Origin of the sequence: Mesorhizobium sp. WSM4307 (assembly GCF_007003945.1) — a bacterium.
Classification (GTDB): Bacteria; Pseudomonadota; Alphaproteobacteria; order Rhizobiales; family Rhizobiaceae; genus Mesorhizobium.
This window is the reverse complement of record NZ_VFTB01000008.1, coordinates 269119-282317: the sequence shown is the minus strand read 5'-3', so window position 1 is coordinate 282317 and position 13199 is coordinate 269119. Positions and strand designations below refer to the sequence as shown.

Here is a 13199-nt window from a genome sequence, read left to right as displayed (position 1 = left end):
GGGTCACAGGCCTCGCCGATTTCTTTTTTTGGCAGGCAAGGCCGCCACGAGGTCGGCTTTGAGGGGCAAGGTGCCGTTCCCTCGATTGCACGCGAGCGGCCCCCCATATAGAGCGATCGACGGCTTCATCGATCCCGGTCCCCATGTCCCTGCCCGCCGCCATTTTCCGCAACGACGAAAGCGCGCGTCAGCTCGTGTTCGACCGGCCGGCCGATATCATCGTCGCGCATGAGGCCAGGGATTTCGGGCCGGCGCTGGAAGCGGCACAGGCCGCGCACGACGCCGGCAAATGGCTGGCCGGCTATTTCTCCTACGAGGCCGGTTATCTGCTCGAAGCGAAACTCGTTCCCTTGCTGCCGCGGGGACGTCGCGCGCCGCTGATCTGCCTCGGTGTCTTCGATGCTCCGGTCGAAGAAGCGGTGCCGCCGCGCGATGCGGCAACCCCGAACGGCCCGATCTTCGATGCGCGGGCGGCCTGGTCATTCGAGGATTATGAGAAACGCTTCTCGCGGCTGCACCAACACATCAGGCAAGGCGACTGCTACCAGGGCAACCTGACCTTTCCGGTGCAGGCGCAATGGTCCGGCGACCCGCTTGCCGCCTTCGATGCGCTGACCGAACGCCAGCCGGTGAAGTACGGCGCACTGGTGGCGCTGGGCGATCCGATCGTGCTGTCGCGCTCGCCCGAACTGTTCTTCGAGATCAATGCGGCTGGGATGATCGAGACGCATCCGATGAAAGGCACGGCCCCGCGCGGCGCGACCAAGACCGAGGACGAGCGGCAGAAAACCTTCCTGCGCAATGACGAGAAGAACCAGGCCGAGAACCGGATGATCGTCGATCTCCTGCGCAACGACATCTCGCTGATCAGCGAGGTCGGCACGCTGGAAGTGCCGGAACTGTTCCGCATCGAGAGCTACCCGACCGTCCACCAGATGGTGAGCGACGTCAGGGCGAAGCTGCTGCCGGGCCTTACCATCCGCCAGGTGTTTGCAGCACTGTTTCCCTGCGGCTCGATCACCGGCGCACCGAAGATCCGCGCCATGGAGATCCTGCACGACCTGGAGGGCACGCCGCGCGACGTCTATTGCGGCGCCATCGGCTGGATCGCACCCGGGGGCACGATGCGCTTTTCCGTGGCGATCCGCACCATCTCGCTCTTTGCCAGCGGCGAGGCCGTCTACAATGTCGGCGGCGGCATCGTCTTCGATTCGACGCCTGAGGAGGAGTATCAGGAGTGTCTGCTCAAAGCCCGCTTCGCGACGGGGACACCGCCGATTTCGAGCTGATCGAGACCATGCGCTGGCAGCCCGAGACGGGCTTCGTGCGCTTCGATCGCCACCTTGCGCGCCTCTATGGCTCGGCGGCGGAGCTTGGCTTTGCCTGCGATCCACAGAAGATAGGCGCCGTGCTGGGCAAGGCGGTCGACGGCGCCCGAACCGCCATGCGCACGCGGCTCGCCTTGGCGCGCAACGGCGACGCGACGGCCTCGGCACAGCCCTACGAACCGCTCGCCGCCGACAAGGTCTGGATATTGCGGCTGGCGCGGACACGGCTCGATTCGCAAAACACGCTGCTGCGCCACAAGACCAGCCGGCGCCAGCTCTACACCCATGCCCGTTCCGAGTATCTCGTCACCCAGGCCGACGAAGTGCTGCTGGCCAATGAGCGCGGCGAAATCTGCGAAGGGACCATCACCAATGTCTTCGCCGATTTCGGCGAGGGCGTGCTGGCAACGCCACGGCTCGATTGCGGCCTGCTGCCTGGCGTATTGCGCGCCGAGCTTCTGGATGAAGGCCGGGCGGGAGAAGCGATCTACAGCTACGACGACCTGAAGTCGGCCAAGGCACTCTTCGTCGGCAATTCGCTGCGCGGCCTGGTTCCCGCAAAGTTGGTATGACTAGGAGAACGCCATGTTCGTCGTTTCGCTGAACTACAAGGTGGCCCTGACCGAGATCGACCGACTGCAGGCAGCGCATGTCGAATGGCTGAAGGTCTGCTACGCGGAGGGCATCTTCATCGCTTCCGGGCCGAAGAAACCGCGGACCGGCGGCATCATCATCGCGCAATGCCCACGCGAGATCCTCGACGCCAGGCTGGCGGCCGACCCCTTCGCCAAGGCGGGCGCCGCGGACTACGAGGTCACCGAATTCCTGGCCAGGATGACCGCCGCCGGTCTTGACGCTTTCAAGGAAGCATGAGCTTGGTCGAGGCCCTGCCCACCCACACCCCTTATGACGGCTCGTCGAAGCTGTTCAACATCGGGCTGAAGCCGCTCGACCCGGCAAACTGGATCGAGGTCGACGGCTATCTCCTGCCCTATCTCGCCGAGAAGCGCCGGCTTTATGCCGAAATCCCCGAACGGGTTTTCGTCGAGGAGGACGGCACCAGGGAAGCCCAGCAGGAAGTGCTCGACTTGCTCGGCGCGTCTCTACCGGAGCGATTTCCGCACACCCATCGTCGCACCGATGTGGGCGTCGAGATCGAGGGCGCCGCGAACCACCCTGCCTTGCCTCCGGGTCTTGCCGACGCGCCACTGGTCGCGGCCTCGCTGCTGGTCCAGGAAGACCTGATCCTGATGCGCCGCGACGACAGCGGCTGGCGGCTCGCCGCCGGCTCGCTGTGCTTTCCCTCGTCCTGGTCACTGCTCGAAAAATTCGGCAAGCCCCTGCAGCAGATTCACGAGCCCGTGCCGGGCTTCGGTCCCGGAACGCGTCCCGCCGAATTGATCAACCGCATGTTCGACGGCCTGCAGGGACAGGCGGTCGAGCGCTTCAACTGGTCGATCCAGGCCGACAATGTGCTCTACCATCCGCTGTCCAACGTCGAGCGCATCGACCGTGCCACCAACCGGCCGACGCGCTTCCCCGACGGTGATGTCAAGGCGCATGCCTTCATCCGAGTCGAACGGCAGACGCTGCGCAAGCTGCCGTCCTCGCGCGACATCCTGTTCACCATCCGCATCCATCTCGATCCGCTCGCCGTGCTGGCGCGGCACCCGGACAGGGCGACGCTGGCACTGTCCTTTGCCGCCCAGCTCGAGGCGCTCGATCTCGATCAGCTCGACTACAAGGGCCTGACATCCGACCGCGACGGGCTGATCATGGTCCTTAACCACATGGCCAGGGACGGCTAGCCACGGGTTGGCGCTTTTCGCTGGTTTATGACAATGATCTGTGATGTAGCGCATGACCGTCGGGTGAAAATGCCCGGGTTTTGCGGGTGTTTGCCCGGCTTTTGCATGTGCCTGAAGGAGTGCTCGATAAAATGGCGAATGAAAACTGGCCCGTTTACGGTGAGATCACCGGCCCGGTGGTGATGATCGGCTTCGGCTCGATCGGACGGGGGACGCTGCCGCTCATCGAACGCCATTTCAAGTTCGACAAGTCGCGCATGACGGTCCTCGACCCACGCGACACCGATCGCACGCTGCTCGACGAGCGCGGCATCGCCTTCGTCCAGGAAGCGGTGACCGAGAAGAACTACAAGAAGCTTCTGACGCCGCTCTTGACCAATGGCGGCGGCCAGGGCTTTTGCGTCAACCTGTCGGTCGACACGGGCTCGGTCGATCTGATGCGTCTCTGCCGCAAGCTCGGCGTGCTTTACATCGACACCGTCGTCGAGCCGTGGCTCGGCTTCTATTTCGACGCCAAGGCCGACAATGCCAGCCGCACCAACTATGCGCTGCGCGAGGCGATGATCAAGGAAAAGCACGACAAGCCCGGCGGCGCCACCGCCGTCTCCACCTGCGGCGCCAATCCCGGTATGGTCTCGTGGTTCGTCAAGCAGGCGCTGGTCAACCTCGCCACCGATCTTGGCCTTGAGTTCTCGGAGCCGGCGCAGGAAGACCGCGAGGGCTGGGCCAAGCTGATGAAAAAGGCCGGCGTCAAGGGCATCCACATCGCCGAGCGCGACACCCAGCGCACCAAGAAGCCGAAGCCGATGGATGTGTTCTGGAACACCTGGTCGGTCGAGGGCTTCATCTCCGAGGGCTTGCAGCCGGCCGAACTCGGCTGGGGCACGCATGAGAAGTGGATGCCGAAGAACGCCAAGAAGCACAAGCACGGCTCCAAGGCCGCGATCTACCTGGAGCAGCCCGGCGCCAACACGCGCGTTCGCTCGTGGTGCCCGACGCCGGGAGCGCAATACGGCCTGCTGGTGACGCATAACGAGTCGATCTCGATCGCCGACTTCTTCACCGTTCGCTCGAAGAAGGGCAAGGTGCAGTACCGGCCGACCTGCCATTACGCCTACCATCCCTGCAACGATGCGATCCTGTCGCTGGACGAGATGTTCGGCGCCGCCGGCAAGCCTCAGCCGGTGCACCACGTGCTCGACGAGAACGAACTGGTCGACGGCGTCGACGAACTCGGTGTCCTGCTCTACGGCCACGACAAGAACGCCTACTGGTTTGGCTCGCACCTGTCGCTGGGCGAGGCGCGCAACCTGGCGCCCTATCAGAACGCCACCGGCCTTCAGGTCACCTCGGCGGTTCTGGCCGGCATGGTCTGGGCATTGGAAAATCCCGATGCCGGCATCGTCGAGGCCGACGAGATGGACTACAAGCGCTGCCTGGAAGTCCAGTCGCCCTATCTCGGACCGGTCGAAGGCCATTACACCGACTGGACGCCGCTCGACCGACGCCCGGGCCTCTTCCCGGAGGACCTCGACCGCAGCGATCCGTGGCAATTCCGCAACATCCTCGTCCGATAGCATCCTGCGCACCATGCGCCATTGCCTTGCAATCGCCCGGAAATCGGGCGATTGAAGAGATGCGGCCTGGGGCAGCGCACGTCTTGCGGGACGCACGCCCGTTCCAGCACTTTGGACGTTCGCATCGTGCCTCTCAAAATCGAAACCGATTTTTGGGCCGATGCGTTTGGAGAGGATTTAAGATGACTATTGCGCGCAAAGTTCTTTCGATGGGCGTGGCGGGTTCCTTTGCCATGATCCTCGCCGCCTGCACCACAGGCGGTCCCGAGGCACCGCCGATGGCGGCCACGCCGAAAGGCGTCGAGGGTTCCTGGATTGATGCCAAGGGCACCGGTCTGTCGACCTTCACCGGCGGCAAGTTCACGACCGTCGCCACCGACACCGGCCAGAAGCTGTCCGATGGCAGCTACACGATGACCGGAGCCACATCGGTCGAGATCAACGGGACGTCGCTGATCCGCCAGACGCCGGTCAGCTTCAACTGCCTGCTGATCTCCACCAGCCAGCTGAACTGCACCAGCTCGTCCGGCCAGAACTTCGTGCTGACGCGACGCGTCTGAACGAGCGAACGCTGGACTCATCGAGGATGGCGGCCGATTGGCCGCCGTCCTTTTTTGCGCCTGCAAAGAGTGGCGGCATTTCCGCTTGCGTCAGCCGAAACGCGATGGGAACATGGTCAAAACGCTGGCTGTTATACCCCAGTCAAGCAAGGGCGCTAAACGCCTCTGATCAGCCTACCGGGAGACGAAGATGAAGAAGCTTGCCGCCATTGCCGCCCTGTCCGCATCGACGCTTGGCCTGTCGGCCGGCGCATCCTTTGCCGACTACACATTGAACATTTTGCATTTCAATGACTGGCACAGCCGCATCGAAGGCAACAACAAATATGAGTCGACCTGTTCGGCCGACGAGGAGACCAAGGGCGAATGCATCGGCGGCGCCGGCCGGTTGATCACGGCGATCGCTCAGGAGCGCAAGAAGCTCGAAGGCCAGAACGTGCTGCTGCTCAATGCGGGTGACAGTTTCCAGGGATCGCTGTTCTACACCACCTACAAGGGCACCGTGGAGGAGGAATTCCTCAATCAGATGAAACCCGACGCGGTGACGCTCGGCAACCATGAATTCGACGATGGCGAGAGCGCGCTGGTGCCTTACCTCGACAAGGCGATGTTCCCGATCGTCAGTGCCAATGTCGTGCCCAACGACAAGTCCGGCGCGGCCGGCAAGATCAAGCCGTCGATCGTCGTGGATGTCGGCGGGCAGAAGATCGGCATTGTCGGCGCCGTCACCAACGATACGCCCGAACTCGCCTCGCCCGGTCCCAACATCGCCATTGCGGACGACGTCAAATCGATCACCGCCGAGGTCGAGAAGCTCAAGGCGCAAGGCGTCAACAAGATCATCGCCGTGACCCATATCGGCTATAACAGGGAACGCGACATCATTGCCAAGATCCCGGGCATCGACGTGGTTGTCGGCGGCCACAGCCATACGCTCTTGTCGAACACCGATCCGAAGGCGGCAGGCCCCTACCCGACGATGGTCGACAACCCGGACGGCTACAAGGTGCCGGTGGTGCAGGCGGCCTCCTATTCGAAATATCTCGGCGAGTTCAAGGTGGTGTTCGACGACAATGGCGTCGTCAAATCGGCCAGCGGCGACCCGATCTTTCTCGACAAGTCGATCACACCCGATCCCGCTGTGCTCGCCCGCATCAAGGAACTCGGCGCGCCGATCGAGGCTTTGAAGAACAAGGAAGTGGCCGAGACCACCGACGTCATCGACGGCAGCCGCGAGAATTGCCGCGCCAAGGAATGCGCGATGGGCAACCTCGTCTCCGATGCCATACTCGACCGCGTCAAGGGACAGGGCGTCGAGATCGTCATCTCCAATGGCGGCGGCCTCCGCGCCTCGATCGACAAGGGCACCGTCACCATGGGTGAGGTGCTGACCGTGCTGCCGTTCCAGAACACGCTGGCGACCTTCCAGATTTCGGGCAAGGACCTGGTCGCCGGCCTCGAAAGCGGCCTCAGCCAGATCGAGGACGGCGCCGGGCGCTTCCCGCAGGTGGCGGGCCTCAAATACGCCTTCGACAAATCGGTCGCGCCGAATGCCGGCCGCGTCAAATCCGTCGAGGTCATGGAGAACGGCGCCTGGACGCCGATCAAGCCCGACAAGGACTATCTCGTCGCCACCAACAATTACGTGCGCCAGGGCGGCGACGGCTACAAGGTCTTCGCCGAAAAGGCCAAGAACGCCTACGACTACGGCCCCGGTCTCGAACAGGTCGTGGCCGACTATCTCGGCGCCCACCGGCCCTACACGCCCAAGCTCGACGGCCGCATCACCGAGATCGCCGCGACCGTCGCGGCGGCCCCGGCGGCGGAACCAGCCAAGCCTGCAGAGCCGGCAAAGCCAGCCGAGGCAACTCCGGCCCCCGCGCCGGCGGAACCTGCCAAAACGGCCGAGGCCGCGAAACCGGCTGAACCGGCAAAGCCCGCGGAAGCGGCACCGGCAATGCCTGAACTGCCCGCGAACTCAGGCGATATCGCCAACACGCCGCCGGCCGTATCGACGGAGAATGCACCTGCGCCACCGGCCCCGCCGGCTCCCGCTGCTCCGGCACCTGCACCAGCCGAGCCGGCAAAGCCGGCCGAGGCCGCCCCTGCACCGGCAGCGCCGGCCCCGGCGGAACCTGCCAAGCCGGCAGAGCCGGCAAAGCCCGCTGAAGCCGCACCAGCAACGGGCAGCCATGTCATCGTTACCGGCGACACCTATTGGGATCTGGCCAAGAAGGCCTATGGCGACGCCACCAAGTGGAAACTCATCTACGAGGCCAACAAGGGTCAAAGGCCGCATCGGCTGATGCCCGGCGCGACGCTGACCATCCCGGCGAAGTAACCTCACTTCGCCTCTTCCATCCAACACCCGCCTGGGAAACCGGGCGGGTGTTCTGTTTTCAGCTGGACACGCGTTAAGGTGCGGCCAGACGCGGCATTGAAAGCCCGTGCAGGATGATTAGGTTCGCGCCTCCTGGAGGACCGCTATGACGTTCACAACCGCTGTCGATCCCAAAGCCGCGAAGGCCCTCGGCCCACTGCCGGCCGGGCATCCGCCGGTCAAGACCGGCAAGATCGGTGTCATGCTGATCAATCTCGGCACGCCTGACGGCACCGACTTCAAGCCGATGTGGCGGTATCTCAGGGAATTCCTGTCCGATCCGCGCGTCATCGAACTCAACAGGGCGATCTGGTATCCGATCCTCTACGGCCTGGTGCTTACATCGCGGCCGAAGAAGTCCGGCGCCAACTATGCCCGGATATGGAACCAGGAAAAGAACGAGTCGCCGCTGCGCACCTACACCCGCGCGCAGGGCGAAAAGCTGGCCGAGGCGTTGCGCGACCTGCCCGATGTCGTCGTCGACTGGGCGATGCGCTACGGCAATCCTTCGACCGCGAGTGTCGCCGAAAGGCTGGTCGCGCAGGGCTGCGATCGTTTTCTTTCGTTTCCGCTCTACCCGCAATACTCCGCGACGACGACGGCCACCGCCAATGACCAGCTGTTTCGCGCCTTGATGAAGATGCGCGCGGCCCCTGCCATCCGCAGCGTGCCGCCTTACTATGACGAGCCCGTCTATATCGAGGCGCTGGCGCGTTCGATCGAGCAGAATATCGCGACGCTGGATTTCGAGCCTGAAGTGGTCATCGCCTCATACCACGGCATCCCAAGACCCTATTTCGAAAAAGGCGATCCCTACCATTGCCACTGTCTCAAGACGACCCGGCTGTTGCGCGACAGGCTCGGCTGGGACGAGAAGAAGCTGATCACCACCTTCCAGTCCCGCTTCGGCGCCCAGGAATGGCTGCAGCCCTACACCGACAAGACGGTGGAGAAACTCGGCAAGGACGGCGTCAAATCCATCGCCATCGTCAATCCCGGCTTTTCCGTCGACTGCATCGAGACGCTGGACGAAATCGGCCGGGAAGCGGCCGAGACCTTCCATCATGCCGGCGGCAAGAACTTCGCTCACATCCCTTGCCTCAACGACAGCGTCGAAGGCATGGCGGTGATCGAGGCGATGGTGCGACGCGAACTGTCCGGCTGGGTCTAGGAGAAATTCCAGGAAAAGTGTGAAACGGTCTTCCCGGGAAAAGCGCATAGCGCTTTCCCTTGGGAATTTCGTCAACCAGAGAGTTGGAGCGGCTCGCCGCTCTGACACCGGAACAAGGGCCACTCCGGGGCGTTGAGCAGTTCCTCCGGAGAATTCGATGCCCCGCAAACTCGACCTCAGAACTGGCCGGCCCGTCTGGTCCGCCTATCGGGCACCTGCCGTGCCGACGGACAGGTTGACCCGCGACGTCAAGACCGACGTCCTGATCATCGGCATGGGCATCAGCGGCGCCATGACGGCCGAGGCGCTGACGGCGGACGGTCATCAGCTAATCTGCATCGACCGGCGTGGTCCGCTGAAAGGCTCGACCGCGGCGACCACGGCGCTGGTCCAGTTCGAAATCGACCAACCGCTTTCCGTGCTCTCGGAGATGATCGGCAGGATCAAGGCACAACAGGCCTGGCGCCGCTCGCGGCTCGCCGTTTCCAACCTGGCCGGCCGCATCGAATATCTCGCAATCGACTGTCGCCTGCGCCGCACCCCGTCGCTCTATCTGGCCGGCACGCTGCTCGGACCGTCGGAACTGCGTGAGGAAGCCGAAGCGCGGCGACATGCGGGCATTGCGGCCGCCTATCTGACGTCGCAGCCGCTGGCGCAGACATTCGGCATAGACCGCGGCGGCGCCATCCTCAGCCATGGCAACATCGCGCTCGACCCGCGCAAGCTGACGGCCGGCTTGCTGCTCAAGGCGCTGGAGCGCAAGGCACGGCTTTACGCTCCCGCCGAAGCGACGGCGATCGAGGACAATGCCGATGAGGTGGTCGTGACGACAAACGACGGCCCGACCATCACCGCACGGCATGTTGTCCTGGCCACCGGCTACGAACTGGTCGACATCGTGCCGGCGGCCGCCCACCGGATCATCTCGACCTGGGCGATCGCGACACGCCCGCAGCCGCGAAAACTCTGGCCGGGTCCGTCGTTCATCTGGGAGGCGTCGGATCCGTATCTCTACATGCGCTCTACGGCCGACGGCAGGGTCATCTGCGGCGGCGAGGACGAGGATTTTGTCGACGAGACGCGGCGCGACGGACTGATCGCCGACAAGAGTGCCCGCATTGCCGACAAGCTGGGCCGGCTGTTCCCCCGTCTCGACGTCAGGCCCGAATTCGCCTGGACCGGCTCGTTCGGCACAACCAGCACCGGCCTGCCCTATATCGGCGCCGTCCCCCGGCATCCGCGCATCCATGCAGTCATGGGTTACGGCGGCAATGGCATCACCTTCTCGCGCATCGCTTCCGAAATTATTTCGGCTTCGATCAAAGGGATGACCGACATCGATGCGGAACTCTTCGCCTTCAACCGCTGAGTGCAGAGCAACAAACAATCCTTCATCACCTGATTGTAACGTTCCTGAAACACACTTAAGTCTTTGATGAAGTCGGCTGCGCGGGAATGGCTCTCGCGGCCCGCTTCTGAGGGAGAGCCAAATGGATTTCAGTGGTTTCGATATTGCGGTCGTTGTTCTTGTCGCGCTTGTCGTGCTGGTGCTGTTCAAAGGCATCAAGACAGTTCCCCAAGGCTACAACTATACGGTCGAACGTTTTGGTCGTTACACCAAGACACTGAGCCCCGGCCTCAACATCATCACGCCGTTCGTCGACCGCATCGGCGCCAAGATGAACATGATGGAGCAGGTGCTCGACGTTCCGAGCCAGGAAATCATCACCCGCGACAACGCCATCGTCGGTGTCGACGGCATCGCCTTCTACCAGATCCTCAATGCGGCGCAGGCCGCCTACCAGGTTGCCGGCCTGCAGAACGCCATCCTCAACCTGACGATGACCAACATCCGTACCGTCATGGGCTCGATGGACCTCGACGAGCTGTTGTCCAACCGCGACGCCATCAACGAGCGCCTGCTGCGCGTCGTCGACGAGGCGGCGCATCCGTGGGGCATCAAGATCACCCGCGTCGAGATCAAGGACATCAACCCGCCGGCCAACCTCATCGAATCGATGGGTCGCCAGATGACCGCCGAACGTAACAAGCGCGCCCAGATCCTGGCCGCCGAAGGCCTCAAGCAGTCGCAGATCCTCGAGGCCGAGGGCCGCAAGGAGGCCGCCTTCCGCGACGCCGAGGCGCGCGAGCGCTCGGCCGAGGCCGAGGCCCGCGCCACCCAGGTGGTGTCGGAAGCGATTTCCAAGGGCGACGTGCAGGCGCTGAACTACTTCGTCGCGCAGAAATACACCGAGGCGCTGGGCAAGATCGGCACGGCCACCAACAGCAAGATCGTGCTGATGCCTTTCGAGGCGTCGTCGCTGATCGGCTCGCTCGGCGGCATCGGCGAGATCGCCAAGGAAGTCTTCCGCAGCGAGGGCACGACCGGCGCGCAAAGGCAGGCCGCGCGCCCGCCAGTTGTGCGCCCGAGCGACAACTGAGTCCGCAGGAGCTCACTCCCATGTTCGATCGCATCATTTCCGAACTCGGTCCGTGGAACTGGATGGTTCTGGGCTTCGTGCTGCTGGTGGTGGAGGTCATCGCGCCGGGCTTCTTCATGCTGTGGATCGGCATCGCCGCGCTCATCATCGGCGCGGTGTCGCTGCTGATCTGGGATGCGGCGATCTGGAGCTGGCAGGTCCAGGTCCTCGCCTTCCTGGCACTGTCGCTGGTTTCAGCCTTCGTCGGCAAGAAACTCATGGGCGGACGCGACCAGCCGACCGACCAGCCGCTGCTCAACCGGCGCGGCGCCCAGATGGTCGGCCGCATGGCGACGCTTGCCGAGCCGATCAAGGACGGCCGCGGCCGCATCAAGCTCGGCGACACGCTATGGCGCGTCTCCGGCCCGGACCTGCCCGCCGGCACGCAGGTGCGCGTGACAAGTGCCGCCGACACGGACCTGGAACTGACGGTGGAGCGCGTCTGAGTTTCCAGACGGCGCCGGTGCGAAAGATGTTTTGAGATCCAGGACAGGCCGAGCCGGAGTCGAAGACGGGCGCGAAGCGACCAAACAAGGCGGGTTCCGAGAACCGGAGCGGAGCGTACTTAAGTACTTGAGCACCGGCCTAACCCGGCCGTAGCCTTAGTAGCGACGATCCCTCATGAGTGCTTCGGCCGGCGAAGGCCGGAAGCGCAGGTATCAGCCGTTTGCAACCGGCCTCACCTGAATATTGGCATGCCTAGGCAGCGCCGATGCGCAGCAGGTCGTGGAAATGCACCACGCCCAGCGGCATGTTGTTCCTGGTCACCACCAGCGCGCCGATATTGTGCTCGTTGAGCAGCGCGATCGCCGTGCCGGCCAGCGTCTGCGGGTCGACTGTCTTGGGCGTGCGGGTCATCACCTCGTCGACGATGACGTCGGCGAGGTTGCGGTGCAGGTTGCGCGCGACATCGCCGTCGGTGATGATCCCCGCCAGTTCTCCATTGGCGTCGACGATCAGCACGCAGCCGACCTTCTTCTGCGACAGCGTCATTACCGCTTCCGGCATCTTGGTGCCGAGCACAGCCAGCGGCATCTGGTCGCCGACCCGCATGATCTCGGAGACCATGGTCAGATTGGCGCCGAGCTGGCCACCGGGATGGAAGGTGCGGAAATGGTCTGGCGTGAAACCCCGCGCCTCGAGCAGCGCGATCGCCAGGGCGTCGCCGATGACCAGCTGCAGCAGCGTCGACGTCGTCGGCGCCAGCCCGTGCGGACAGGCCTCCGGGGTGCGCGGCAAAAGCAGCACGACGTCGGCGGCGCGCGCCAGCGCCGATGTCTCGCCTGACGTGACGGCGATGAGCGGAATGGAAAAACGCCTGGAATAAGCGACGATGCCGAGCAGTTCCTTGCTTTCGCCCGACCATGAGATGGCAATGATGGCGTCGTCCTTGGCGATCATGCCGAGATCGCCATGGTTGGCCTCGACGGGATGGACGAAGAAGGCCGGCGTGCCGGTCGAAGCCAGCGTCGCCGCGATCTTCGAGCCGATATGGCCGCTTTTGCCGACGCCGGTGACGATCAGCCGGCCTTCGATCTTCGAAATCATGCCGACGGCCTGCGCGAAAGGCGCGGCCAGCCCGTTCTCGAGCGCCTCGGCAAGGGCGGCGATGCCGGCCTGCTCGGTCGCCACCGTTCTCAGTGCCGAATCGATCGACGCTTGCCTGTCCAGGGGCTTCTTATCGAGGGATCTCGCATGCATGGATGATGCGATTAGCGCGTTGCCGCCCGCCTGTCCAACAGAAATGCCGCTGGCGCCCAGGCGGCGGAGGCTTCGGACAGGTCACGGGATCGGCAAACAGCGGCACTTTAACCGGCCGAACGATCGCCGCCTCAACCCTCCGTTAACCATCCCCATTTACGGTTCGGTAAGTATGGCGCGCACAGCGCCGCGCA

12 protein-coding genes are annotated in these 13199 nt (G+C 63.9%); 11 read left to right on the top strand and 1 reads right to left on the bottom strand.

The window, feature by feature from the left end; genetic code table 11:
- The first annotated feature begins 143 nt into the window (after positions 1-143).
- The 11 genes from FJV83_RS21090 to FJV83_RS21040 all read left to right on the top strand — a co-directional run bounded on the left by FJV83_RS21090 (position 144) and on the right by FJV83_RS21040 (position 11750).
- A complete protein-coding gene (locus FJV83_RS21090) occupies positions 144-1289 on the top strand; it encodes an aminodeoxychorismate synthase component I (RefSeq protein WP_142884494.1) in 1146 nt (381 codons plus the stop codon).
- Positions 1238-1900, top strand: coding sequence for an aminotransferase class IV family protein (locus FJV83_RS21085; protein WP_142884495.1), 663 nt, complete (start codon positions 1238-1240; stop codon positions 1898-1900). Before FJV83_RS21090 ends, FJV83_RS21085 begins: the two co-directional genes overlap by 52 nt.
- A gap of 13 nt (positions 1901-1913) precedes the next feature.
- On the top strand, positions 1914-2201 hold the full coding sequence (locus tag FJV83_RS21080) for a YciI family protein (RefSeq protein ID WP_142884496.1): 288 nt from the start codon (positions 1914-1916) through the stop codon (positions 2199-2201).
- Positions 2198-3136 (top strand): DUF3445 domain-containing protein, encoded by a 939-nt coding sequence (locus tag FJV83_RS21075; RefSeq protein WP_142884497.1) that lies wholly within the window; start codon positions 2198-2200, stop codon positions 3134-3136. The genes FJV83_RS21080 and FJV83_RS21075 overlap by 4 nt, the downstream gene beginning before the upstream one ends.
- 131 nt (positions 3137-3267) lie before the next feature.
- Positions 3268-4713 carry a homospermidine synthase gene (locus tag FJV83_RS21070; RefSeq protein ID WP_142884498.1) on the top strand — a complete coding sequence of 482 codons (1446 nt, stop codon included), beginning with the start codon at positions 3268-3270 and terminating at the stop codon, positions 4711-4713.
- Between the two features lie 182 nt (positions 4714-4895).
- Entirely contained in the window at positions 4896-5273 is a 378-nt protein-coding gene (locus FJV83_RS21065; RefSeq protein WP_095772609.1) for a hypothetical protein, read from the top strand.
- 190 nt (positions 5274-5463) lie between these two features.
- Positions 5464-7614, top strand: a complete 2151-nt coding sequence (locus FJV83_RS21060) for a bifunctional UDP-sugar hydrolase/5'-nucleotidase (RefSeq protein ID WP_142884499.1) — start codon at positions 5464-5466, stop codon at positions 7612-7614.
- Positions 7615-7759: 145 nt separating this feature from the next.
- Entirely contained in the window at positions 7760-8824 is a 1065-nt protein-coding gene (hemH, locus tag FJV83_RS21055) for a ferrochelatase (RefSeq protein ID WP_142884500.1), read from the top strand.
- Between the two features lie 157 nt (positions 8825-8981).
- Positions 8982-10193 (top strand): FAD-binding oxidoreductase, encoded by a 1212-nt coding sequence (locus tag FJV83_RS21050; RefSeq protein WP_142884501.1) that lies wholly within the window; start codon positions 8982-8984, stop codon positions 10191-10193.
- Between the two features lie 121 nt (positions 10194-10314).
- Positions 10315-11265: an SPFH domain-containing protein gene (locus tag FJV83_RS21045; RefSeq protein WP_095772605.1), complete on the top strand. Its 951-nt coding sequence runs from the start codon at positions 10315-10317 to the stop codon at positions 11263-11265.
- Positions 11266-11285: 20 nt separating this feature from the next.
- Positions 11286-11750, top strand: a complete 465-nt coding sequence (locus FJV83_RS21040; protein WP_140890123.1) for an NfeD family protein — start codon at positions 11286-11288, stop codon at positions 11748-11750.
- 253 nt (positions 11751-12003) lie between these two features.
- Here FJV83_RS21040 and FJV83_RS21035 read toward each other — a convergent pair whose 3' ends face one another.
- On the bottom strand, positions 12004-13005 hold the full coding sequence (locus FJV83_RS21035; RefSeq protein ID WP_142875583.1) for a KpsF/GutQ family sugar-phosphate isomerase: 1002 nt from the start codon (positions 13003-13005) through the stop codon (positions 12004-12006).
- Positions 13006-13199 lie beyond the last annotated feature (194 nt).

Coding starts and splice junctions, on each gene's coding strand:
- FJV83_RS21045 (WP_095772605.1), top strand. CDS start 10,315: ATGGATTTCAGTGGTTTCGATATTGCGGTCGTTGTTCTTGTCGCGCTT.
- FJV83_RS21035 (WP_142875583.1), bottom strand. CDS start 13,005: ATGCATGCGAGATCCCTCGATAAGAAGCCCCTGGACAGGCAAGCGTCG.
- FJV83_RS21065 (WP_095772609.1), top strand. CDS start 4,896: ATGACTATTGCGCGCAAAGTTCTTTCGATGGGCGTGGCGGGTTCCTTT.
- FJV83_RS21070 (WP_142884498.1), top strand. CDS start 3,268: ATGGCGAATGAAAACTGGCCCGTTTACGGTGAGATCACCGGCCCGGTG.
- FJV83_RS21075 (WP_142884497.1), top strand. CDS start 2,198: ATGAGCTTGGTCGAGGCCCTGCCCACCCACACCCCTTATGACGGCTCG.
- FJV83_RS21050 (WP_142884501.1), top strand. CDS start 8,982: ATGCCCCGCAAACTCGACCTCAGAACTGGCCGGCCCGTCTGGTCCGCC.
- FJV83_RS21080 (WP_142884496.1), top strand. CDS start 1,914: ATGTTCGTCGTTTCGCTGAACTACAAGGTGGCCCTGACCGAGATCGAC.
- FJV83_RS21040 (WP_140890123.1), top strand. CDS start 11,286: ATGTTCGATCGCATCATTTCCGAACTCGGTCCGTGGAACTGGATGGTT.
- hemH (WP_142884500.1), top strand. CDS start 7,760: ATGACGTTCACAACCGCTGTCGATCCCAAAGCCGCGAAGGCCCTCGGC.
- FJV83_RS21060 (WP_142884499.1), top strand. CDS start 5,464: ATGAAGAAGCTTGCCGCCATTGCCGCCCTGTCCGCATCGACGCTTGGC.
- FJV83_RS21090 (WP_142884494.1), top strand. CDS start 144: ATGTCCCTGCCCGCCGCCATTTTCCGCAACGACGAAAGCGCGCGTCAG.